The 23,125-nt window shown below is 74.0% G+C and carries 20 protein-coding genes; 6 read left to right on the top strand and 14 right to left on the bottom strand.

The features are described 5' to 3' along the window. Positions 1–5: 5 nt before the first annotated feature. From kdpB to CKY47_RS06720, 7 genes are all read right to left on the bottom strand, one after another. Positions 6–2,030 (bottom strand): potassium-transporting ATPase subunit KdpB, encoded by a 2,025-nt coding sequence (kdpB, locus tag CKY47_RS06750; RefSeq protein ID WP_306744783.1) that lies wholly within the window; start codon positions 2,028–2,030, stop codon positions 6–8. After that, complete coding sequence (gene kdpA, locus CKY47_RS06745; RefSeq protein ID WP_306744782.1) at positions 2,027–3,649, bottom strand: potassium-transporting ATPase subunit KdpA; 1,623 nt, start codon at positions 3,647–3,649, stop codon at positions 2,027–2,029. The genes kdpB and kdpA overlap by 4 nt, the downstream gene beginning before the upstream one ends. Then, entirely contained in the window at positions 3,649–3,750 is a 102-nt protein-coding gene (gene kdpF, locus CKY47_RS06740; protein ID WP_306744781.1) for a K(+)-transporting ATPase subunit F, read from the bottom strand. Before kdpF ends, kdpA begins: the two co-directional genes overlap by 1 nt. Further along, on the bottom strand, positions 3,747–3,896 hold the full coding sequence (locus CKY47_RS06735; protein WP_306744780.1) for a hypothetical protein: 150 nt from the start codon (positions 3,894–3,896) through the stop codon (positions 3,747–3,749). The genes kdpF and CKY47_RS06735 overlap by 4 nt, the downstream gene beginning before the upstream one ends. A 144-nt stretch (positions 3,897–4,040) precedes the next feature. Next, entirely contained in the window at positions 4,041–4,457 is a 417-nt protein-coding gene (locus tag CKY47_RS06730; RefSeq protein WP_306744779.1) for an anti-sigma factor antagonist, read from the bottom strand. 157 nt (positions 4,458–4,614) lie between these two features. Then, positions 4,615–5,199, bottom strand: a complete 585-nt coding sequence (locus CKY47_RS06725) for an NUDIX domain-containing protein (RefSeq protein ID WP_306744778.1) — start codon at positions 5,197–5,199, stop codon at positions 4,615–4,617. Positions 5,200–5,315: 116 nt separating this feature from the next. Next, positions 5,316–5,708, bottom strand: coding sequence for a hypothetical protein (locus tag CKY47_RS06720; protein ID WP_306744777.1), 393 nt, complete (start codon positions 5,706–5,708; stop codon positions 5,316–5,318). 191 nt (positions 5,709–5,899) lie between these two features. On the opposite strand from CKY47_RS06720, the gene CKY47_RS06715 reads away from it, so the two are divergent. The 4 genes from CKY47_RS06715 to CKY47_RS06700 all read left to right on the top strand — a co-directional run bounded on the left by CKY47_RS06715 (position 5,900) and on the right by CKY47_RS06700 (position 9,672). Then, a complete protein-coding gene (locus tag CKY47_RS06715) occupies positions 5,900–6,982 on the top strand; it encodes a M20 family metallopeptidase (RefSeq protein ID WP_306745001.1) in 1,083 nt (360 codons plus the stop codon). Then, on the top strand, positions 6,979–7,731 hold the full coding sequence (locus tag CKY47_RS06710; protein WP_306744776.1) for a GNAT family N-acetyltransferase: 753 nt from the start codon (positions 6,979–6,981) through the stop codon (positions 7,729–7,731). The genes CKY47_RS06715 and CKY47_RS06710 overlap by 4 nt, the downstream gene beginning before the upstream one ends. After that, the gene (gene menC, locus CKY47_RS06705; protein ID WP_306744775.1) at positions 7,722–8,825 is read left to right on the top strand and encodes an o-succinylbenzoate synthase; all 1,104 of its coding nucleotides are present in this window, start codon (positions 7,722–7,724) and stop codon (positions 8,823–8,825) included. Before CKY47_RS06710 ends, menC begins: the two co-directional genes overlap by 10 nt. 241 nt (positions 8,826–9,066) lie before the next feature. Beyond that, positions 9,067–9,672: a DUF6801 domain-containing protein gene (locus tag CKY47_RS06700; protein WP_306744774.1), complete on the top strand. Its 606-nt coding sequence runs from the start codon at positions 9,067–9,069 to the stop codon at positions 9,670–9,672. Positions 9,673–9,749: 77 nt separating this feature from the next. On the opposite strand, the gene CKY47_RS06695 is transcribed toward CKY47_RS06700, so the two are convergent. Then, positions 9,750–11,714 (bottom strand): hypothetical protein, encoded by a 1,965-nt coding sequence (locus CKY47_RS06695; protein WP_306744773.1) that lies wholly within the window; start codon positions 11,712–11,714, stop codon positions 9,750–9,752. 1 nt (position 11,715) lies between these two features. Beyond that, positions 11,716–12,624: an SGNH/GDSL hydrolase family protein gene (locus tag CKY47_RS06690; RefSeq protein ID WP_306744772.1), complete on the bottom strand. Its 909-nt coding sequence runs from the start codon at positions 12,622–12,624 to the stop codon at positions 11,716–11,718. 153 nt (positions 12,625–12,777) lie between these two features. Between CKY47_RS06690 and CKY47_RS06685 the strand changes: the two genes are divergently transcribed. Then, entirely contained in the window at positions 12,778–15,420 is a 2,643-nt protein-coding gene (locus tag CKY47_RS06685) for an NPCBM/NEW2 domain-containing protein (RefSeq protein WP_306744771.1), read from the top strand. On the opposite strand, the gene CKY47_RS06680 is transcribed toward CKY47_RS06685, so the two are convergent. From CKY47_RS06680 to CKY47_RS06675, 3 genes are all read right to left on the bottom strand, one after another. Further along, positions 15,350–16,918, bottom strand: coding sequence for a 2'-5' RNA ligase family protein (locus tag CKY47_RS06680; RefSeq protein WP_306745000.1), 1,569 nt, complete (start codon positions 16,916–16,918; stop codon positions 15,350–15,352). The genes CKY47_RS06685 and CKY47_RS06680 overlap by 71 nt on opposite strands. Beyond that, on the bottom strand, positions 16,831–17,382 hold the full coding sequence (locus tag CKY47_RS36840; RefSeq protein ID WP_371320623.1) for a hypothetical protein: 552 nt from the start codon (positions 17,380–17,382) through the stop codon (positions 16,831–16,833). Before CKY47_RS36840 ends, CKY47_RS06680 begins: the two co-directional genes overlap by 88 nt. Before the next feature lie 114 nt (positions 17,383–17,496). Further along, entirely contained in the window at positions 17,497–18,051 is a 555-nt protein-coding gene (locus tag CKY47_RS06675; protein WP_306744770.1) for an RNA ligase family protein, read from the bottom strand. Between the two features lie 122 nt (positions 18,052–18,173). On the opposite strand from CKY47_RS06675, the gene htpG reads away from it, so the two are divergent. After that, positions 18,174–20,060, top strand: a complete 1,887-nt coding sequence (gene htpG / locus CKY47_RS06670; RefSeq protein WP_306744769.1) for a molecular chaperone HtpG — start codon at positions 18,174–18,176, stop codon at positions 20,058–20,060. A 63-nt stretch (positions 20,061–20,123) separates the two neighbouring features. Here htpG and CKY47_RS06665 read toward each other — a convergent pair whose 3' ends face one another. Then, positions 20,124–20,996, bottom strand: a complete 873-nt coding sequence (locus CKY47_RS06665; RefSeq protein ID WP_306744768.1) for an alpha/beta fold hydrolase — start codon at positions 20,994–20,996, stop codon at positions 20,124–20,126. 255 nt (positions 20,997–21,251) lie between these two features. Continuing rightward, complete coding sequence (locus CKY47_RS06660; protein WP_306744767.1) at positions 21,252–22,640, bottom strand: glycoside hydrolase family 10 protein; 1,389 nt, start codon at positions 22,638–22,640, stop codon at positions 21,252–21,254. Between the last annotated feature and the right edge of the window lie 485 nt (positions 22,641–23,125).

Here is a 23,125-nt window from a genome sequence, read left to right as displayed (position 1 = left end):
GAGGGTCACCCGATCCCGGGGATGAGGCGGACGAGGAGGTCGATCAGCCTGATCCCGACGAACGGCGCGACCACGCCGCCCAGGCCGTAGACCAGCAGGTTGCGCCGCAGCAGCGCCGAGGCGCCGGCGGGCCGGTACCGCACGCCCCGCAGGGCCAGCGGGATCAGCACCACGATGATCAGCGCGTTGAAGACCACCGCCGAGAGGATCGCCGACTGCGGCGAGGCCAGGTGCATGACGTCGAGCCGGTCCAGCTGCGGGTGGATGGCCGCGAACATCGCGGGGAGGACGGCGAAGTACTTGGCCAGGTCGTTGGCCACCGAGAACGTGGTCAGCGCACCTCGCGTGATCAGCAGCTGCTTGCCGATCTCCACGATCTCGATCAGCTTCGTCGGGTCGGAGTCCAGGTCCACCATGTTCCCGGCTTCCTTGGCGGCCGAGGTGCCGGTGTTCATGGCGACGCCGACGTCGGACTGCGCCAGCGCGGGTGCGTCGTTGGTGCCGTCGCCGGTCATCGCGACGAGCTTGCCGCCCTCCTGCTCGCGCCGGATCAACGCCATCTTGTCCTCGGGCTTGGCCTCCGCGAGGAAGTCGTCCACCCCGGCCTCGTCGGCGATGGCGCGGGCGGTCAGCGGGTTGTCGCCGGTCACCATCACCGTGCGGATGCCCATCGCGCGCAGCTGCGCGAACCGCTCCGCCATGCCCGGCTTGACCACGTCGGCCAGCCGGATCACGCCGAGCACCCGGTCGTCGACGGCCACCACCAGCGGCGTGCCGCCGGCCGCGCCGATCCCGTCCACGACCGCGCGCGTCGCCCCGTCCAGGGCGAACGCGCTCGCCGCGCCCTTGCGGACCCGGCGGCCGTCCAGGTCGATGCCGCTCATCCGGGTCTGCGCGGTGAACGGCACGAACTCGCCGGTCCTCTCGTGCGCGGTGGCGTCCGCGGACCGCCCGTGCTCCGCCGCGCACAGCTCGACGACGCTGCGGCCCTCCGGCGTGCCGTCGGCCAGCGACGACAGCCGGGCCGCGTCGACCAGTTCGTCGAACGACGTGCCGCGCACCGGGATCAGCTCGGTGGCGTGCCGGTTGCCCAGGGTGATGGTGCCGGTCTTGTCCAGCAGCAGCGTGTCCACGTCACCGGCGGCCTCCACCGCCCTGCCGGAGGTGGCCAGCACGTTGCGCTGCACGAGCCGGTCCATGCCCGCGATGCCGATGGCCGACAGCAGCGCGCCGATCGTGGTCGGGATCAGGCACACCAGCAGCGCGGTCAGCACGACCACCGACTGCTCGCCGCCCGAGTACACCGCGAACGGCTGCAACGCCACGACCGCGAGCAGGAAGACGATCGTCAGCGTCGAGAGCAGGATGGTCAGGGCGACCTCGTTCGGCGTCTTGCGCCGCCGCGCGCCCTCGACCAGGGCGATCATCCGGTCCACGAACGTGTCGCCCGGCTTCGCCGTGATCCGCACGACGATCCGGTCCGACAGCACGGTCGTGCCGCCGGTGACGGCGGACCGGTCGCCGCCGGACTCCCGGACCACGGGCGCGGACTCGCCGGTGATGGCCGCCTCGTCGACGGTGGCGATGCCCTCGACCACGTCGCCGTCACCGGGCACCACCTCACCCGCCGCGACCACCACGAGGTCGCCGATCGCCAGGTCGGTGCCGGGCACGGTCCGGCCGTCGGTCAAGCGTGCCACCGCGTCGGCCCGGGTCCGCCGCAGCGAGTCGGCCTGCGCCCGGCCCCGGCCCTCGGCGACCGCCTCGGCCAGGTTCGCGAACAGCACCGTCAGCCACAGCCACGCGGCCACGGCGACGGTGAACGCGCTCGGGTCGGTCGCGGCGAACACCGTGACGAGGGCCGAACCGGCCCACACCACGAACATGACGGGGTTGCGCGCCTGGTGGCGCGGGTCGAGCTTGCGCAGCGCGTCGGGGAACGACGTGACCAGTTGCCGGGCGCCGAACGCGCCCGCGGTCACCGGTCGCGGCTTTCCGGTCCGAAGTGGACGGTCGGTGGTGGTGGTCACAGCAGGGCCTCCGCGATGGGACCGAGGGCGAGGGCGGGGACGAAGGTGAGCGCGGCGACCAGGACGATCGCCCCGGCCAGCAGCGTCGCGAACAGCGGACCGGTGGTGGGCACGGTGCCCGCCGTGACCAGCACCTTCCGCTGCTCGGCCAGGGAACCGGCCAGGCACAGCACCGCGATGACCGGCACGAACCGGCCCAGCGCCATGCACACGCCCAGCGACGCCTGGAACCAGTCGCCGGTCACCGTGATCCCGGCGAACGCGCTGCCGTTGTTGTTCGACGCCGACGCGTAGGCGTAGAGGATCTCGGACAGGCCGTGCTCGCCGGGGTTGCCCAGCGCGGCCGGCGTGGACGGCAGGACCGCGGTGATCCCCGCGCCGAGCAGCAGCACGGTCGGCATCGCCAGGATCGACACGGCGGCGGCCGTCACCTCGCGGCGGCCCAGCTTCTTGCCCAGGTACTCCGGCGTGCGGCCGACCATCAGGCCCGCCAGGAACAGCGCGATCACGGCCATCACCAGGATGCCGTAGAGGCCGGTGCCCACGCCGCCGGGCGTCATCTCCCCGAACAGCATGTTCAGCAGCAGCCCACCGCCGCCCAGGCCGGTGAAGCTGTCGTGCGCGGAGTTCACCGCGCCCGTGGACGTGGCCGTGGTGGTGTTGGCGAACAACGCGCTCGACGGGATGCCGAACCGCAGTTCCTTGCCCTCGAACGGGCGCAGGCCGTGCGCCTCCGCCGCCCAGACGAGCGCCAGCACCGCGCCCCACAGCGCGCCCATCACGCCGAGCAGCACGCGCCCCTGCCGGCGGTCGCCGACCATCGTGCCGAACGCGCGGGTCAGCGACACCGGGATGAGCAGGATCAGGAAGACCTCGACGAGGTTGGACCACCCGTTCGGGTTCTCGAACGGGTGGGCCGAGTTGGCGTTGAGGACACCACCGCCGTTGGTGCCCAGTTCCTTGATCGCCTCCTGCGACGCCACCGGCGCGGTCGCGACGGTCTGCCCGTCGACGTCCACACCCGACTCCAGGCTCATCACGACGCCCGCCGCCACGAGCACGATCGCGAACACGAACGACACGGGCAGCAGGACGCGCACGACACCCCGGGTCAGGTCGACCCAGAAGTTGCCCAGCCGGTCCGTGCGCTGCCGCGTGAACCCGCGCACCAGTGCGACCGCGACGGCCAGGCCGACGGCGGCGGACACGAAGTTCTGCACCGTCAGGCCGAGCACCTGCACGGCGTGGCCCATGGTGGTCTCGGGCACGTAGGACTGCCAGTTCGTGTTGGTCACGAAGCTGATCGCGGTGTTGAACGCCGTGCCGGGCGGCACGGAGCCGCGCCCGAAGTCCCACGGCAGCGCCGACTGCGCGCGTTGCAGCACGTACAGCAGCGCCGCGCCGACGAACGAGAACCCGAGCACGCCCAGCGCGTAGGTGCTCCAGCGCTGCTCGGAGTCGGGGTCGACGCGGGCGATGCGGTAGACGGCCCGTTCGACCCCCAGGTGCCGGTCACCGGTGTAGACGCGGGCCAGGTGGTCGCCGAACGGCCGGTGCGCGACCGCCAGGGCGAGGAGCAGCAGGCCGACCTGGAGCAGCCCGGCCGTGGTCGAGGACATCAGAACCTCTCCGGCCGGACGAGGGCGACGAAGAGGTACCCGATCAGCAGCAGGGCCAGCACGCCGCCCGCGGCGTTGGCAAGCACCCCCGTGCCGCTCACAAGCGCCCCAATCCGCGCACGCCGAGCGCCAGCAGCGCGAACACCCCTATGAGCAGCAGCGCGTAGGCCAGGTCGGCCATGGACGTCGCCCCTTCCCGATTCGAGCGGCACCCGTTCGTGGGACCGCGACGACCGGAAGGGTGCATCGGGGAAGGGGCCGCCCGGAGCGGCCTGACGGCTCCTTGACGCCGCGGGCCGGGTCCTTTACGGCTTGTTGACGGCCCGCGCCGCCGGAGGGGGCGGGCCGCCGGACCGGCCGCGCCGGCGCGGCCGGGTCGTCGCCGGCTCCGTCACCAGCTCCGACGGCGGCGGCGCGACGGCTGCGCGGCGGTGCGGTCGAGCCGGGTCCGCACGGCCGCCACGGCCTGCTCGACCGTGGGGTGCACGGCGACCTCGTGGTGCAGGTCGGTGATCTCCAGCGGGCGCAGGACCGCGCGCCGGTTGGCGACCAGCGCCAGCTCGGTGCGCAGCCGTCGGGCACGCAGGACGGCCCCCAGCAGCAGCTGGAGGCCCGTGGAGCCGAAGAACCCCACGTCGGACAGGTCCACGACGAGACCGGACGGGTGGCGGTCGAGCACGTCGTTCAGCCTGACCCGGACGGGGTGGGCGGTGGAGGCGTCGATCTCGCCCGCCACGACCACGACCGGGATGTCGTCGTGCTCGAGGGTGCGGACGGTGGGCGAGGCCAGGGGGTGCGCATCGAACATGGGATACCTCTCGGCAAGCCACGAGAACCGGCAACCGAGCTCTTTTCAACCCGTATCGTCGTTCCGCGCGAACGGACGTCTGTGGTCGTCGACCCACCTCGACCGTACGACGCCGGTCGGCGCGGTGCAACTACTCCCCGTCACCCGAACGGCGTGCTCACCCGGTCGACCGGCGCCGGCCCGCACCGTCCCGACATCGGTCGGGCGCGTTCCGCTCCCACAGCGCGAGCAGCGTGTACGCGGCCGGCGAGGCACCGTCGGTGATGACGCCGTCCCGCATCATCCGCTCCACCTCGGCGCGCGGGAACCACGCCTGGCGCATGCCCAGCTCGGTCGCCTCCGGGTGCGGCTCGCCCGGCGTGAGGTCGGTCGCGAGGAACACGTGGGCGCGGTGGCCGGCGATGCCGTTCGAGCAGTGCACGTGGCCGAGCCGGTGCAGCGCGCCCGCCGTGAACCCGGTCTCCTCGGCCGGCTCGGCGGCGGCCATCCGCTCGGGGGTGCCGGTCACCCCGGGCGTGAACGACCCCGCCGGGAACTCCCAGGACCACGACCGGGACGGGTAGCGGTACTGCTCCACGAGGTGGAAGCCGTCGTCCTGGGCCGGGACGACCAGCGCGAAATCGGGCTTGTCGATCACCGAGTAGAGGCCCGGCGAGCCGTCCGCGTGCTCGATGCGGTCCTCGCGGACCGACAGCCAGGGGTTCTCGTACACGATCCGGGAGGACACCGTCCTGATGGTCACGCCGCCAGTATCACGCGCCCCGCGCCGCCCACACGATCATCGACGGCTCGGCGGCGGATCTTGATCGGCCGTTCGAGTGAAGGTCGGCTACGCCGTTCGAGGTGTCCGGCGACAGGTCACGGCGTAGCGCCCTTCGCGCGGGTGGCCTGGCGCGCGACGAGCACGTCCAGCACGGTGATGCCGAGGACGACGCCGGTCGCGCCGAGCAGCCGCCCCCGCCGAGCGCCTCGCCCGGTCAGCGCCACGGCCAGGCCGGCGAGGTCCATCGCGTCACCGGCGACGCGCGTCCACGCCCAGGGGCCGGTGCGGCGACCGGCGAGCAGGCCGGCGGCGTGGACCAGCTCGCGCGCGCCCACCAGCGGCACCACGGCCTTCGAGGTGGTCGAGTCGGCCACGCCGCTCAGCCGGCGCACCGCCTTCGGGGCGACGACCTGCGCCACGCCCAGGCCCAGGCTGACCAGGCCCAGCGCCCGGCCGCGCCGCCGTACCTCTCCGCGGGGGGAAGACATGCGAACCTCCGGTTCCGGGTCGTGGTCCCGTGCGCCCCGGTGGCGCGCGGACCCCTCGACCGGAACCGGACTACCACCGCACGCGACGCCTACACCCCCCCGCCGAAGCGGGGCACCGCCCGCCGGGCCACCCGACCCCTAAGCTCGATCGGGTGGACTTCGTCGCACACCTGCGGGCCGCGCTGCCCGCGATGCTGGCCGACATCGTGGAACTGGTGGCGTGCGAGTCGCCGTCCGAGGACCTCGCGGCGGTGGCCGCCGGCGCGGACCTGGTGGCGCGGATCGGCGCCGACCGGCTGGGCGTCGCGCCCGAGCGGATCACGTCGGCCGGCCGCGCGCACCTGCGCTGGGCGTTCGGCGACGGCCCGACCCGCGTGCTGGTGCTGGGCCACCACGACACGGTGTGGCCGGTGGGCTCGCTCGCCACCCACCCGGTGACCGCGGCCGGTGGCGTGCTGCGCGGTCCCGGCTGCTTCGACATGAAGGCCGGTCTGGTGGTCGCCTTCCACGCGATCGCCGCCCTGCCCGACCGCGCCGGGGTGACGCTGCTGGTCACCGGGGACGAGGAGATCGGCTCGCCGACCTCGCGGGAGCTGATCCGGGCGGAGGCGGCGGGCTGCTCGGCGGCCCTGGTGCTGGAGGCGTCCGCGCCGGGCGGCGCGCTCAAGGTCGAGCGCAAGGGCGTGTCCCAGTACTCCGTGCGGGTCACCGGCCGGGCCGCGCACGCGGGCCTGGAACCCGAGCGGGGCGTCAACGCGTCCGTCGAACTGGCCCACCAGGTGCTCGCCGTGGCCGCCCTGGCCGACCCGGGACGCGGCACCACGGTCACGCCGACCCTGCTGTCCGCCGGCGCGTCGGCGAACACGGTGCCCGCCGCGGGTGAGTTCGCGGTGGACGTCCGCGCCCGGGACGCGGCCGAGCAGGACCGCGTGGACGCCGCCCTGCGCGCGCTGCGCCCCGTGCTGGACGGCGCGGTGCTGGAGGTCGTCGGCGGCCCGAACCGCCCGCCGCTGCCCCGGACCGCCTCGGCTGACCTGTTCGACCGGGCGTCCCGGGTGGCCGCCGCGCTGGGACTGCCGCCGTTGCGCGGGGTGGCCGTCGGCGGTGGCTCGGACGGCAACTTCACCGCCGGCGTCGGCACGCCCACCCTCGACGGCCTCGGCGCGGTGGGCGGCGGCGCGCACGCCGACGACGAGCACGTCCTGATCGACGAACTGGCGCCCCGCGCGGCACTGGTGGCGGCGCTGGTCGCAGACCTGCTGGGGGAGCGGTGACCGGGCCGGAGGACGACGCGGTGGACGCCGCCCGCGCCGCCGGCGTGCGGGTCCGCGCGGTGACCGACCTGGACGACCTCGCGGCGGTGCAGCGGCTCTTCGACGACATCTGGCGGCCCGACCCGGCGAACCGGCCGATCACCACCGAGGTGATGCGCGCCCTGACCAAGGGCGGGAACTACGTGGCCGGCGCGTACGACGGCACCGCGCTCGTCGGCGCCGTCGCCGGGTTCTTCGGCCCGCCCGCCGAGGCAACCCTGCACAGCCACATCACCGGCGTGGCCACCACCGCCCTCGGTCGGGGCGTCGGGTACGCGCTCAAGCTGCACCAGCGGGCGTGGGCCGCGGCACGCGGCGTCCGCGCCATCACCTGGACCTTCGACCCGCTGGTCAGCCGCAACGCCCACTTCAACCTGGCCAAGCTCGGCGGTGAGGTCGTGGAGTACCTGCCGGACTTCTACGGCCCGATGCGCGACGGCATCAACGCCGACGACGCCAGCGACCGGGTGCTGGTGCGCTGGGACGTCCACGCGCCCCTGCCGCGGGCCTGCCCCGTGCCCGAGGGGGCCGCGCTGGTGGCCGTGCCGCCGGACGTGGCCGCCCTGCGCGCCACCGACCCGGAGGCGGCGAAGCGGTGGCGGGCCGCGCTGCGCGAGGCCCTCGTGCCGCTGCTCGCCGCCGGGGGGCGGATCACCGGGTTCGACCGCGCCGGCGGGTACGTCGTGACGGGGGGAGACGGGTGGAGCTGACCGGGGTGGAGCTGCGCCGGGTCCGGATGCCGCTGGTCGCGCCGTTCCGGACCTCGTTCGGCAGCGAGACCACCCGCGACATCCTGCTGGTGCGCGCGGTCACCGACGAGGCCGAGGGGTGGGGCGAGTGCGTCGCGCTGGCGGACCCGCTGTACTCCTCGGAGTACGTCGAGGCAGCGCAGCACGTGCTCCGGGCGTACTTCGTGCCCGCCGCGGCACGGGTGGCGGACGCGACCGCCGTGGCGCCCGCGCTGGCCGCGTTCAAGGGGCACCGGATGGCGAAGGCGGCGCTGGAGACGGCCGTCCTGGACGCCGAGCTGCGCGCCGCGGGCCGGTCGTTCGCGCGCGAGCTGGGCGCGGTGCGCGACCGCGTGCCGTGCGGGGTGTCGGTGGGCATCGCCGACTCGGTGCCGCGCCTGCTCGACGAGGTCGCCGGCCACCTCGACGCGGGCTACCTGCGGATCAAGCTGAAGGTCCGGCCCGGCTGGGACGTCGAGCCGGTGCGCGCGGTGCGCGAGCGGTTCGGCGACGACGTGCTGCTCCAGGTCGACGCCAACACCGCCTACACCCGTGCCGACATCGGCCACCTCGCCCGCCTCGACCCGTTCGACCTGCTGCTGGTCGAGCAGCCGTTCGACGAGGAGGACCTCCTCGGCCACGCCGAACTGGCCCGCGCGATCCGCACCCCGGTGTGCCTGGACGAGTCGGTCACCTCCGCCCGCGCCGCCGCCGACGCGATCCGCCTCGGCGCGTGCTCCGTGGTCAACGTCAAGGCCGGCCGGGTCGGCGGCTACCTGGAGGCCCGCCGGGTGCACGACGTGTGCGCGGCGCACGGCGTGCCGGTGTGGTGCGGCGGGATGCTGGAGAGCGGCCTCGGGCGCGCAGCCAACGTGGCGCTGGCCGCGCTGCCCGGCTTCACCCTCCCCGGCGACACCTCCGCCTCCGAGCGCTACTACCGGGCCGACCTCACCGAGCCGTTCGTGCTCCGCGACGGCCACCTGCCCGTGCCCGCCGGGCCGGGGCTCGGCGTCGCCCCGCTGCCCGACGCGCTGGCGGACGCCACCACGTCGACCGAGTGGCTGCCGCTGCGCTGACGGCCTCCGCGCCGGCTCCGGGCGGGACGTGCGAGCGCCCACCGGCGGCCGATCGTTCGTCGACTTTTGTCACAAGCCGCACAAATCCATTCGAAGTTTCTGTGCAATCGGAAGGATTTGCGGCAAATGTGAATCCGGTGCTTGTAGGGGTCTTTCGGGGTCAGTATATTACTGACTGGTAGTAGAACCAACCGCCGCTGTTGAAAGCGTATTCCGATCGATCTCGACGAGGAGATTGTCCATGCGCATTTCCCTGTCCCGGAAGCTCGTCCAGGGGCTCGCGGTCGGCGCCGCGGTCGCGACCACCGCCGTCCTCGGCGGCGCGGGCGTCGGTCACGCGGCGTCAGCCCAGCTGACGCTCGTCTACAACTGCCCGTTCCCGCTCATCGGGTCGCAGGACATGTCGGTGAAGATCGTCGTCGGCAACCTGCCGGCCTCCGGCACCGTCGGCGTGCCGCTGCCGGCCACGACCGTCACCGCCACCGCCACCGTGCCGGCCACCGCGACCCTCGGACTGGCCCTGGTCGGGGCCAAGACGGTCGAGGGCACGGCGGTCGCCTCCACCAGCGTGGACAACGCGGGCACCGTCGTGCCGGTGACCGCGAACCTGACCGTGGCCAAGACCCCCGTGCCGTCCTCCGGCGCGTTCAACACGGTCGCCACCGGCGGCACCCCGCCGCTCACGCTCACCAAGGCGGGCAGGACCACGATCACGGTCGGCAACTTCAGCACCACGCTCACCCCGAAGAAGGCCGACGGCTCGACCACCGGCCTGGGCACCTTCACGTCCGCGTGCACGCTCAAGCCGGGCCAGGTGACCAAGCTGTACGAGTTCACCGTGTCCTGACCGTCCCACCTGTCGCCACCCCTCGGCGGGTCGTTCTCCGGAACGGCCCGCCGAGGGCGTCCAAGGCAATTGACCGATCACGCGGGTGGCGCCGTGCACGGCGCTCCGCCGCACACGTCGATCACCAGTCCGGTGGTCAGGAAAGCGGCCTTTTGTCGGCGCGCGTCGGCCGAGGACCGCGGGTCCGCGTGCGGGTCGCGGCCGTAGTCGGGCTCCGTCGGCGGCGTGTTGGTGGTCGGCGGCGCGGGCGTGCCGCTGTCCCACACCACCATCGCCGAGCCGGCGTGCGGCAGCCGTGCCGGCTCGATCCCCCAGTACGGCTCGCGGTCGGGACCGCGGCCGGGCGCGAGGGCCGGCGTCACCAGGCGGGCGCCGACCGTGCGGGCCTGCACGTCCGCCGCGACGTTCGCCACCTGGTGGTCGCCGAACGCGATGTGCATCAGCACGCGCCGGTCGCCGAGGTGGTTGGCGTAGCCGTTGGTCTCGCCCCGGTCCCACAGCAGCTGGAGCAGCTGGAGCACCACCTGCTGGCGCAGTCGGTCCGGGTAGGACAGGTCGAGCACCTGGTGGAACCGCGCGAAGTCGCTGCTGCGGTTGAGCAGCAGGCCGTAGTTCATGCCGGTGACGCCGAGGACGGCGGTGCGGATGTCCGGCGACGCCGCCACCAGCGCCCCACCGAGGATGCCGCCCTGGCTGTTGCCGTCGAAGACCAGCGGGCGGGTGGTGTCGACCAGCGGGCGTCCGTCGTCGGTGCGGAACGCCCGGTGCGCGGTGAACCCCTGCGGGTGCGCCAGCGCGCGGCCCACGAACATCGCGTTGAGCAGGCCCTGCTGCGAGCGCTCCGGGATCGCCGGGAACAGGCCGATGTCCGCGAGCGCCGCCAGCACGACCGGGATGTCGTCCTGCGCCATGCCGATCCAGTCGGTGGCGCAGAAGGTGAACCCGTGCTCGGCCGCCATCGCCTTCACGTTGCCCGCCCCCACCTCCGACCGCGAGCCCAGCAACCCGTGCCCGTACAGGGCGGGCCAGGAGGGCCGGGTGAACGCCGACCGGGGCACCTCGCAGCGGAACTGCGCCTCCACGGTGCCGAACAGCGAGCGTCGCGGCGTGCCGTCGGAGCCGCGGCGCAGCACCGAACCGGGCAGGCCGGCGGGCAGCGTCAGGTAGCTGGGCACGGTGACCCGGCCGGTGACCTCGCGGGCGATGCGCGCGTCCTGCTCGGGGGTGAAGTCGGTGACGCCGGTGACGGTCGACGCGGGCGCCCGCGTGCCCAGGCCGCGCAGGGCGTCGTCCCGGATGGTGGTCAGGTCGCCGGTCAGACCGCGCGTGCTCGCGACGGTGAAGTCCCAGGCCAGGTCCAGGGTGCCCGGTGCGACACCGTGCGCGGCGAGGGTGTCCAGGGCCGGTCGGAGCTGCCGCTGCCGGGCGTGCAGCGGGTCGTCCGGCGCCAGGTCCGGCCCGGCGACCTCCGCGAAGGCGGCGTTCGGCGCGATCTCGTTCCCGGCGACGTCGCGCAGGCCGCGCAGGGCCACGACGTAGTGGTGCCCGTCGCGGAAGTTGCGGGCCGGGTGGACCAGCAGCGCCCGGCGTCGCGGGTCGTTCGAGTCGATCTCGGCCCAGTGCGGCCACCGCTCGCCGGTCGTCGCGTCCAGCAGCACGACGGGCGAGTCGGGGTCGAGCGAGCGGCCGATGTCGGTGACCGGGGCCATCCCGCTCGCCACCGGGTCGAGGCCGGGCACGTGCGCGATCAGCGTGGAGCCGGGGGAGAAGCCGTCCGCCCGGTTCCACGCGGTCGGGTTCGGCGAGCTGCCGAGCGCGTTGCGCGGCAGGACGCGGGAGTCGAACGCGACCCGCCGTCCCGTGTCGGTGCCCGGGTCGGGCCGGGTGTGCCAGTCGCTGGGGAACGGCAGCAGGCACTCCACGCCGCCGCCGATCGGGTCGCAGCCGCCGGTGGCGTGGGCGGCGGCGTGGGTGGGCGCCGTGGCGGTGAGCGACGCGGCGACGAGCGCGACGACCAGGGGCAGCCTCGTGCGCGACCTCATGTCACACCCCCGTCACGTGGTCGGCGATGATCCGCGCGTAGTTGGCCTCACCGCGCCGGTTGGGGTGCAGCGGCGCGGCGAGGTCGGTGGGCACGTAGCCCTCCACCCACTTGTCCCACGGCGCCTGGCACGCGTCGTGGCCGGCGCTGGGCGTCCTCAGGTCGACGTACTCCGCGCCGTGCGCCGCGCTCCGCTCGGCGATGACCGCGTTGAGCCGGTCGACGCCGCCCTGGAGGAAGTCGGCGTCCGCGGGCAGCACCGGCTGGACCGGCCAGCACCCGCCCGCCTTGATGTAGAGCCCGTACCCGGTGACGACCACGCGCGCCCGCGGCGACCGCGCGCGGATGCCGTCCAGGGCGGCGGCCAGCTTCGGCCCGAACTCGGCCAACCGCTGGGCCAACCGCGCCTCGTGCTCGCCGGCGCACGGCGTGGCGGCGGGGTCGAGCCGCACGCAGTCCTGGGCGATGCCGACCAGCCCGACGTCGTTGCCGCCGATGGTCAACGTGACCAGGCCGGTGTCCGGGCGCAACGCGTCGAACTGCGGCGGCGCGGTCCCGGCGGGGATGTCGAGCAGCGACAGCTCCTGCGGTTCGGTCAGGTGCCTGCCGGCCGCGCCGCTGCACGTGACGTCGGTCAGCGCCGCCCCCAGCCGGGCGGCCAGCTCGTGCGGGTAGTTGTGCGTGGAGCGGCCGCAGGCGAGCGGACCGGTCGGGGAGGGGATCAGCGGCCCGGACGGCATCGAGTCGCCCAGCGCCACGTAGGCCAGGGCCGCGGCCCCCGGTGCCGCCGCTCGTTCCGCCGCCGCGGCCGGCGGCGTCGGTAAACCGGGGACCGGCAGGCCGGACGCCGGCAGGGCCAGGGCGACCGCCCCCGCGGCGGTGGACAGGGCGCGGTGGAGACGTGTGTTCACGGGCGACCTCCGAGTGCAGGGTGTGACGGGTGCCACACGTCATCATGCAGGGCCTGGGAAGACCGGCACGCCCTTGACCGCCGATCCGGATCATGACCAGGATCAGGGGACCCGCACGCACCGCTCGCACCGGCACCACAGGGGTTGACAACGATGTCATCGCTTCGCCCACTGGCCCTGGCAGTGGCCGCCGCCCTGGTGGCGGCGCTCCCCGCCCCCGCGACCGCCGCCCCACCCGGACCCTCCGCGCCGGGACTCCCGGCGCCCGGACTCCCGGCGCCCGGCCAGTGGGTGGTCACCGCCCCCGCCGGCGGCGTGGCGGCACGCGTCGCCTTGGAGGGCGGCGCCCTCACGCTCGCCGTCACGCGCGGTGGTCGCACCGTGCTGGCCCCCGCGCCCGTCGGGCTGCGCACCGAGGCCGCCGACCTGACCTCCGGGCTGCGGTCGCTCGGGCGGTCCGACCGGGTCGTGCGGGAGCGGTACGCCATGACCACCGGCAAGCGGCTCGAACGCGACAACCGGATGACCGAGACGCGGCTGTCGTTCGCGGGGACCGGCGGCGCGCGGCTGGACCTGGTGGTGCGCGCCGCGCCCGACGGCGTGGCCTACCGGTACGTGGTGCCGGGACCCGCCGTGGTGACCGGCGAGGCGTCCTCCTACGCCCTGCCCGCCGACGCGCCGGCCTGGCTGCTGCCCTACAACGCCTGGTACGAGGCCAACCGCGTGCACACCACCGCGGGCGGGGCCCCGCCCGGCGACTACGGCCACCCGTCGTTGTTCCGGGTCGGCGGGGACTACGCCCTGCTGACCGAGTCCGACGTGGACGGCCGGTACCCCGGCAGCAGGCTGCGGCACGTCGGGGCGGGCCGCTACGAGGTGGTGCTCGCGGACGGGAGCAGCGCTTCCGAAGGCGAGCTGCGCACGCCGTGGCGGACCGCGATCGTCGGCGACCTGGCCACCGTGAGCCGCTCCACCCTCGTGGACGACCTCGCGCCGCCGTCCCGGCTCGCCGACACCTCGTGGGTCCGGCCGGGCAAGGTCGCCTGGTCGTGGCTGAGCGAGCACTCCAGCCCGGGGGACCCGGAGCGGCAGCGGCGGTACGTGGACTTCGCCGCCGCGCACGGCTGGGAGTACGTCCTCGTCGACGAGGGCTGGCAGGAGAGCTGGGTGCCCGACCTCGTGCGGTACGCCCGAGCCAAGGGCGTCGAGGTGCTGCTGTGGTTCCGGTGGAGCGACCTCGACACGTCCGCCGAACGCGACTCCGTGCTGCCGCGGGTGCGCGACTGGGGCGTGAAGGGCGTGAAGCTCGACTTCATGGAGTCCGACTCGCGGGTCCGCTACCAGTGGTACGACGCCGTCCTGGCGAAGACCGCCGAACTGCGCCTGATGGTCAACTTCCACGGCTCGACCATTCCGCACGGCCTCGCCCGCACCTGGCCGCACGTGATGACCATGGAGGCGGTGCGCGGCGCGGAGAACTCCCCGCCCGCCGCGAACAACCCGGTGCAGTTCTTCACCCGCAACGTGGTCGGCTCGATGGACTACACGCCGGTGTCGCTGGAGGTCGGCACGAAGGAGGCGTCCGTCGCGCACGAGATCGCGCTGCCCGTGCTCTACGAGTCGGGGTGGACGCACTTCGCCGACAAACCCGAGGCGTACGAGCGGTTCCCGCAGGCCCTGCGCCACCTCGACCAGGTGCCGGCGGTGTGGGACGACACCCGGCTGCTCGCCGGCGACCCGACCGACCACGCGGTGGTGGCGCGCCGGTCGGGCGAGCGGTGGTTCGTCGGCGCGGTGTCGACGGGTGCCCCGCGCACCCTGGGGGCGTCACTGGACTTCCTGGGCGGCGGACGCTGGCTGGTCGAGGTGCTGCGGGACGACCCGGCCGCGGCGCGCGGCGACGTGCTGCGCGAGAGCCGGGTCGCCCGGTCCGCCGACCGGCTGGAGGTGGCGGTGCCGCGCGACGGCGGGTTCGCCGCGGTGGCCTGCCCGTACCGGCCGGGGCGCGCGACGTGCGACGAGCCGGTCGTCCCCGTCCCCGGCAGCACCCTGACCACCACGCCGGCCGAGGCCGACGCCGGGCCGGGGGCACCGGTGGTGGTGACCGGCGGCTTCACCGCCACCGCCGACGTCGCGGACGTCACCCTCACCGCGACCGCGCCCGCCGGCTGGGAGGTCACCGGCCCGACCGTCCGGCGGCAGGTGCTGCGGGCGGGCGAGGCCGTCGCCGGCACGTGGACCGTGCGCCCGGCGGCGGGCGCGGTCGGCGCGCACGACGTGCCGGTGTCCGCGGAGTTCCGCACTCCCGGTCACCCGCGGGTGCACGTCGAGCGGGCCGTGCGGGTGTTCGTCGCGCCGACCGGCGCGCCGCACGTGAGCGACCTGCCGTTCACCCAGTCCAACGGGTGGGGGCCGGTCGAGCGGGACCGCTCCAACGGCGAGGCGTCCGGCGGTGACGGCGGGCCGCTGACCATCGCCGGGGTCGTGCACGCCAAGGGGCTCGGGGTGCACGCGCCGTCCGAGGTGGCGGTCCACCTGGGCGGCGCGTGCCGGTCGTTCGGCGCGGTGCTCGGGCTGGACGACGAGACGACGTCACCGGGCTCGGTGGTGTTCCAGGTGGTCGGTGACGGCCGGGTGCTGCACGACAGCGGCGTCGTCCGGGGCGGCGAGCCGGGACGTGCCGCGTCCGTGGACACCACCGGCGTGCGGACGCTCGTCCTGCGGGTCACCGACGCGGGTGACGGCCGCAACTTCGACCACGCCGACTGGGCCGACGCGCGCCTCGACTGCGGGTGACGGTCGGCGCGGGGTGGGCACCTCGCCGTTGCCCACCCGTGCCGCGGACACCCCCGCCGCGGACACCCCGCGCCACCCGGTCGTCCACGCCGCCGCCACGTCGGCCAGGGCGGTCGCGGACAGCGGGTGGCGCCCCAGCCCGATCGCGAACCGCACGGCGTCGGCGGAGCGCGCGACCGGGCGCGGCCAGGCGTGCACGTCCGGCGCCACCGCCTCCAGCGCGGCGACCAGGGACCGCACCCGCCCGCGCACCGGGCCCACCAGGTCGTGCGGCACGGTCAGCACGGCCCACGCGGCGTGCGCCCGGTGCGCGTCGGGCGGCGCGCAGAGCCGCCCGGCACGGCCGTCGGCGACGATCTCCCACGCCCGGTACAGCTCGGCGGTCAGCAGGTCCCGGAAGCCGGGGCCGACCTGCTCGGCGCAGGAGCGCACGGGCTCCGCCGGCGTCATGACCGTCACGGGCGACCCGGTCGGCGCACCCGGTCCGACCGGGTCGCGCCAGTCCCACGCCGCCCAGGTGCCGAAGAACCCGGCGAGCAGGTCCGGCCCGTCCCACTCGCGCGCCGTCCGCGCCGCCAGCACCGCCCACCCCACGCCGGGCACCCCGCCGAACGGCGCCGAGTCCAGCCCGCGCGCCCGAGCCCACCGCTTGACCTCGCTGGCCAGGCGCGTGAACGCGTCCCGCCGGTCGCCGACCCCGGCCAGGATCGCCTCCGCGTCGGTGACCGCGCTCATCGCGAGCCGCGAGCCGCCCACGACCAGGTCCACCGCCAGTCCGTCCACGACCGTCCGGTAGCCCGGTGAGCGCACACCGAGCACGGCCCGGACCTCGGCCCGCGGCAGGCCTTCCGCCAGGGCCCGCGCCGCGCTGGTCGGTGGTGACCAGGTCCAGGTCGCCGTCCGGCAACGCGCACCCCAACCGGCGCGAGCCGACCACGTGCAGATCGTCCAGCGAGGCGGACAGCGCGGCGACCACCTCGTCGGCCACCGCGTCCAGCGACGGCCCCGGCGGCGTCTCCGGCTCCTCGAACCACCGCACGTCGCCGCTGCCCAGCGCCACCGCCGCACGCGGCAGCATCGGGCCGTCACCGCGCCTCGACAGGACCACGACCTCGTCCACCCGGTCGTCCCACGCCCCGATCCGGTCGGCCGCCCCCCGGGACCGGCCGACCGTCAGGTGCGGCGTGAACCCCTCGCGGGTCGGGCACCCCGGGAAGCGCCGCCGCACCGCGTCGTGCAGCGCGGTCCACGGCCCGCCGCCCGCCGCCGGGTCCAGCCACACCACGCCGTGCCCGAACCCGCGCACCCCGGCCACCCGCACCGGGAACGGCGCCACCCCGGCCACCGCCCGCGCCGGCAGGGGCACGGCCCGCTCGAAGTCGGACTCCGGCACGAAGCCGAACAGCACGGTCACGTGCGGCGGCCACCGGTCGGCCCTCGGGTCGTGCCCGCGGCGCACCCGGTCCACGTCCTCCCGCCCGCGCGGCAGCCACACCATCGAGCACGTCGGTGGGCGCCGGGGTCGGCGCCACCCGGGCCAGCACCCCGTAGTGGTCGGAGGCGAACAGGCCGCCCACGGGCCGGTCGCCCACCAGCCGCGCCTCCGCGCACCGCAGCCCGCCGCGCAGGAACACCCGGTCGAGCCGGGACGCCCGCCCGGTCAGCGAGGACACCGCCGCCGGCGGGTTGGCCACCGGGTCGAACGTCGGCGGGGCGTCGTCGCGCGCCTCCGGCCACGCGTCGCGCACCCCGAGCGCGGCGGCCGGTCGCGGTCTCCACCACCACGGCGGCGACGGCCTTGTGCGCGCCCAGCGCGAACCGGCCGCTCTCGACCACGGGCAACCGGCTCAGCACGAGCAGGCCGGTGCGGTCGACGTCCGGGCCGGCCGGGTCGACGTCGAGGGTGTGGGCCGCGCGCACCCACGGCTCGGCCATGAGCGCGGCCAGCAGGTCGGGTTCCACCTCCTGCAACGCGATGACGTCCGCGTCGGCCGCCTCCAGCGCGGCGAGCAGCAGCGGCCTGCGGCGCGCCGTGTCGAGGGTCGCCGTCGTAGCGGTCCCACAGGACGTTCCAGGTCAGCACCCGGACCCCCGCGGGATCGGGCCGGTGGGGGCGGGCCGGTGCAGGTCCGGCCGTTCGGCGCCGGACCCGGCCGGCGACCACCCGCGCAGCGGGTCCCAGGCGTGCGGGGCGCCCGCCGTGAACACCCCGCGCCACAGCACCGGGGGAACGGGCACGCCCAGCCCGCGCAGGAAGCGCACCGACTCGTCCCAGCCCAGGCACCGGTCGCCGGCCCACACCGAGAACCCGTAGAACCAGCTCTCCAGGTCCCGGTAGGCGATCGAGTGCCGGGCGTGGACGTTCTCGCCGCAGACGCGCCACCCGGCGGGCAGCCCCGGCCCGATCCGCCCCTGGAGCCCCTTCACCCACGACCGGGACGGGTGGTGGCCCGAGTCGGGCGACCGGGGCGTGCGAGCCGTCCGGTAGAGCGTGGTGTTCTCCCCGTCGAGCTTCTCGGTCACCACGACCTCGCGCCCGCGCAACCCGTCGAGGTCGCAGACCCGGACGTCGTCCGGTGACGCGCCCGGCGACCACGGGAGGTGCGGCGTGCGCGGGTACGACGTGCGCATGACCCCTCCCGACTCCCGGCGACGTCAGCACCATAAAAATCACGACGGGGGCGATCGACCGGATTTCCGGTCGCGTCCCGATACGATGACCGGTCGACGGAAGCCGTACAGGAAGGAAGCACGTGGAAACGCTGGAGTTCCAGTCCGAGGCACGTCAGCTGCTCCAGCTGATGATCCACTCGATCTACTCGAACAAGGACACGTTCCTGCGCGAACTGGTGTCCAACGCCTCCGACGCGTTGGACAAGCTGCGCTTGGAGGGGTTCCGGGACAAGGACCTGGAGGTCGACACCTCCGACCTGCACATCGACATCGAGGTCGACGCGGAGCAGCGCACGCTGACCGTCCGGGACAACGGCATCGGCATGACCCGCGACGACGTGGTCAACCTGATCGGCACGATCGCCAAGTCCGGCACCGCCGAGTTCCTGCGCAAGGTGCGCGAGTCGCAGGAGGCGGCCGGCCCGCAGGACCTCATCGGGCAGTTCGGCGTCGGTTTCTACTCGACGTTCATGGTCGCGGACCGGGTGACGCTGGTGACGAAGCACCCGCGCTCGGAGAAGGGCGTGCGCTGGGAGTCCGGCGGCGAGAGCACCTACACGATCGAGGACGTCGACGACGCGCCGCAGGGCACCGCCGTCACCCTGCACCTCAAGCCGGTCGACACCGAGGACAACCTGCCGGACTACACCTCGACCGCGAAGGTCCGCGAGATCGTCAAGCGCTACGCCGACTTCATCACCTGGCCCGTCCGGCTCGTGCCCGGGAAGCCGGGCGACGACGGGGAGGCCGCCGAGCCGACCACGATCAACTCGCGCAAGGCGCTGTGGGCGCGGCCGTCCAGCGAGGTGAGCGAGGACGAGTACGCCGAGTTCTACCGGCACGTCAGCCACGACTGGAACAAGCCGCTGGAGACCATCCGCATGCAGGCGGAGGGCACCTTCGAGTACCAGGCGCTGCTGTTCCTGCCGTCCCAGGCGCCGATGGACCTGTTCATGCGCGAGCGCAAGCGCGGCGTGCAGCTCTACGTCAAGCGCGTCTTCATCATGGACGACTGCGAAGAGCTGATGCCGGAGTACCTGCGGTTCGTCAAGGGCGTCGTGGACGCCCAGGACCTGTCGCTGAACGTGTCGCGCGAGATCCTCCAGCAGGACCGCCAGATCGCGCTGATGCGCCGCCGCCTGGTCAAGAAGGTCCTGTCGACGGTCAAGACGATGATGGCGGACAAGCCCGAGTCGTACGCGACGTTCTGGCGCGAGTTCGGCGCGGCGGTCAAGGAGGGCCTGATCGCGGACGCCGAGAACCGCGACGCGATCCTGGCGATCTGCTCGTTCGACTCCACGCACGACGCCGAGGCGCAGACCACCCTCGCGCAGTACGTCGAGCGGATGAAGGACGACCAGCAGCACATCTACTACATGACCGGCGACTCGCGGGCCACCGTGGAGAACTCGCCGCACCTGGAGGCGCTGCGCGCCAAGGGCTTCGAGGTGCTGGTGCTCACCGACACCATCGACGAGATGTGGGTCGACTCCGTCCCCGGCTTCCAGGGCAAGCAGTTCCAGTCGATCGCCAAGGGCCAGGTCGACCTGGAGACCGAGGAGGAGAAGGCCCAGGCCGAGGAGCGCCGCAAGGACTTCGCCGACCTGCTGGCCTGGATGACCACCGCGCTGGCCGAGCGGGTCAAGGAGGTCCGGTTGACCTCGCGCCTGACCACCTCACCCGCCTGCGTGGTCGGCGACGCCCACGACCTGACCCCGACCCTGGAGAAGATGTACCGGGCGATGGGCCAGGAGCTGCCGCCGGTCAAGCGCATCCTGGAGCTCAACCCGACGCACCCGCTGGTCACCGGCCTGCACGAGGCGTTCGCCAAGGACGAGGACCACAGCCGGCTGGAGGGCACCGTGGAGCTGCTGCACGGCATGGCCCTGCTGGCCGAGGGCGGCGACCTGCCCGACCCGGCGCACTTCGCGCGGGTGCTGTCCGACCACCTCCAGCGCACCCTGTAGGCCCCCGGGGGCGGGGGCGGCGCAGGCCGCCCCCGCCCCGCGCCGGGAACGGCTGCCGACCGGTCAGGCCGCCCGGTCGGCGTTGCGCCGGACACCCCGGACCAGCGTCGGCCAGATCGCCGGCGGCAGGTCGTGGCCCATGCCGTCGACCAGCAGCAACTCGGAGTCGGCGAGGGCCGCCGCGGTCGCCTGGCCGCCGCTGGGGCCCACCAGCGGGTCGTTCATGCCGTGCACCACCAGCGCGGGCAGCTTCACCCCTTGCAGACCGGCGGTCCGGTCCGGCGAGGCGACGATCGCGGCGAACTGCCGCACCCCGCCCGCCGGCCGGAACGCCCGGTCGTAGGCCGCGGCGGCCCGTGCGCGGACCTCCTCCTCGTCGGCCTCCGTGCCGGGGGAGCCGATGACCCGCCAGCTGACCACCGCGCTCTCGACCGCCTCCTCGCGGGTGGCGGCGGGTGGGCGCATCAGCACCGCGCGCGCCTCGGGCGTGGCCTGGCCGACGGCCGGGTTGCCCGTGCTCGACATGATCGAGGTGAGGCTGAGCAGCCGTTCCGGGTGGTCGATGGCCGCCTGCTGGACGATCATGCCGCCCATCGACGCGCCCACGACGTGCGCGCGCTCCGCGCCGAGGTGGTCGAGCAGCCCGACGAGGTCGTCCGCCATGTCGGAGAGCACGTACGGCACGGTGCTCCGGTCACCGCCCGCGATGGCCACGACGTCCGGCGCGGGCAGGTGGTCGAGCTGGGTGGACAACCCGGCGTCGCGGTTGTCGAACCGCACGACGTGGAACCCCTCCCCGGCCAACAACGCGCACAACCGCTCGTCCCACGCGGTCATCTGCGCCCGCAGACCCATGACCAGCACCAGGGTGGGATCGGCCGGGTCGCCGAAGGTGTCGTACTCCAGTTCGATGCCGTTGGACTCCGCACGGGGCATGGGCCGGTTCCTCCTCGTCGTTCACCTGCTCCACACCGTAGTGATCACCCCCGCCCCGGCGCAGGGTGCGCCCGACCCCGTCCGCCGCCCGGCTCGTCCCGCCGGGCGAGGTGCCCGCCACCCGGACGACGACGAGTCGGCTGCCCGTGCGCGGAGCAGGCCGCGTGACGTGCGGAGGCCCGGCGCGGGGGGACCGCGCCGGGCCTCGTCGTGCGGTGGATCGGGTCGTGCGGTGGATCGGGTCGTGCGGGCGGATCAGCTAGCGCTGCACGTCGGCGTCATGCCGGTGGCGGAGCCGGTGCCCTGGAAGCCGAACTCGGTCGACTGCCCGGCCGCGACCCGGCCGTTGTAGGCCACGTTCGTCCAGTCGACGGTGCCGGAGGTGCCGCTGCGCTGGGCGTTCCAGGCGTTGGTGACCGTCGCCCCGGAGGGCAGGTTGGTCGTCACCGTCCAGCCGCTGATGGCCGACGACCCCGCGGTGACCTTGACCGTGGCGACGAAGCCGCCGTTCCACGAGTTCAGCGACACCGAGGCGGTGCAGCCGCCGGGCCCGGGGCCGGGGGTCGTGGTCGTGGTGGTCGTCGTGGTGGTGGTCGTGGTGGTGGTCGTCGGACCCGTCGGGTCGGCCGCGTTCAGGGCGTTGAGGACCGAGGTGTAGGCGGCCTTCTTGTTGCCGCTGCCGTCGAAGAGCAGCGGGGTGCCCGAGGCGCGCCAGGAGTCGGTGTCGCGGATGCCCCACACGGTGATGCCGGTGCAGCGGGCGACGGCGAGGCAGGCCTGGGTGACGCGCTGGAAGTTCTGGGCCTGCGCGGAGCCGGAGCCCTCGATGTCGAGTTCGGTGATCTGGACGTCGACGCCGAGGTTGGCGAAGTTCTGCAGGGTGGTCTGGTAGTTCGAGGGCACCGGGCTCTGGGAGTTGAAGTGGGACTGGAGGCCGACGCAGTCGATGGGCACGCCGCGCTGCTTGAAGTCCTGGACCATGCGGTAGACGGCCTGGGTCTTGGCGTGGGTCCAGTCGTCCGTGTTGTAGTCGTTGTAGCAGAGCTTGGCGCCGGGGTCGGCGGCGCGGGCGGCGCGGAAGGCCGCCTCGATCCAGTCGTTGCCGGTGCGCTGGAGGTTGGAGTCGCGACGCCCGCCCCCGCTGCCGTCGGCGAAGGCCTCGTTGACGACGTCCCAGGCGTAGATCTTGCCGCGGTAGTAGGTCGCGACCTGGGTGACGTGGTTGAGCATGGCGGAGCGCAGGGTGGCGCCTTCCATGGACTGCATCCAGCCGGGCTGCTGGGAGTGCCAGGCCAGGGCGTGGCCGCGCACGCGCATGCCCTGGTTGCGGGCGTGGTTGACGATGCGGTCGGCGTTGGCGTAGGAGAACTGGCCGCGTTGGGGTTCCGTCGCGTCCATCTTCATCTCGTTCTCGGCGGTGACCATGTCGAACTCGCGGTTGAGGATGCCCACGTAGGTCGAGTCCGAGAGCTTGTTCGCCGCCACGGCCGTGCCGAAGTAGCGACCGCTCTGCTGCGCCGCCGCGGCGAGCGTCGAGGCGGCACCGCTGGCGGACGTGGCCAGGAGCACCGTCGCGCCGGTCGTGGCGGCGACGAGGGTCGACACGAGCGCGGCCCGTAGCACTGACCTCGATGTCAGCTTCATGATTGGCACCTTCTGGGGGAGCACCTGCTGGTTCGCCAGGTGGGGGTTGGTCGGGATTGACAGCCCAGTCCCTGAAACTTTTAGCAGTATTGACCGAAACATGTAGGGCTGGCAAGCGGCGATCTGGTCGCATCTTGCGGACGCCTGAGGTGTGAACCGTCATCTGGATCGTGTTCGACGTGCAGTTTGTCGACGTTGTCCGGGATCGCTCCCAGAGTGAAGTGCTGCGTGTATGCCCAGTTGAGACGCTGTGTTCGACGGTTGTGGATGAAGTGCTCGGAAGTATTTCGATAGCGCGAATGGCGTAGTCCGCTCTCCGAAAGTATTGCGATAAACTGTCCGAAATGTTTCGACTTGTTCGACGTCGTGTTCGGCCTTCTCGGCGAATTCCGATCGCTCTCCCGGACCGCCGCCGACGATGTGCGTCGTCGTGGGCAGCAGGCAGGCCGGGCGAGTGCGGCACCGAGGTGTCCGTGGTGGTCGAC

Origin of the sequence: Saccharothrix longispora (genome assembly GCF_030852425.1) — a bacterium.
Taxonomy (GTDB): domain Bacteria; phylum Actinomycetota; class Actinomycetes; order Mycobacteriales; family Pseudonocardiaceae; genus Actinosynnema; species Actinosynnema longispora.
This window is presented reverse-complemented; position numbering and strand designations above follow the sequence as displayed.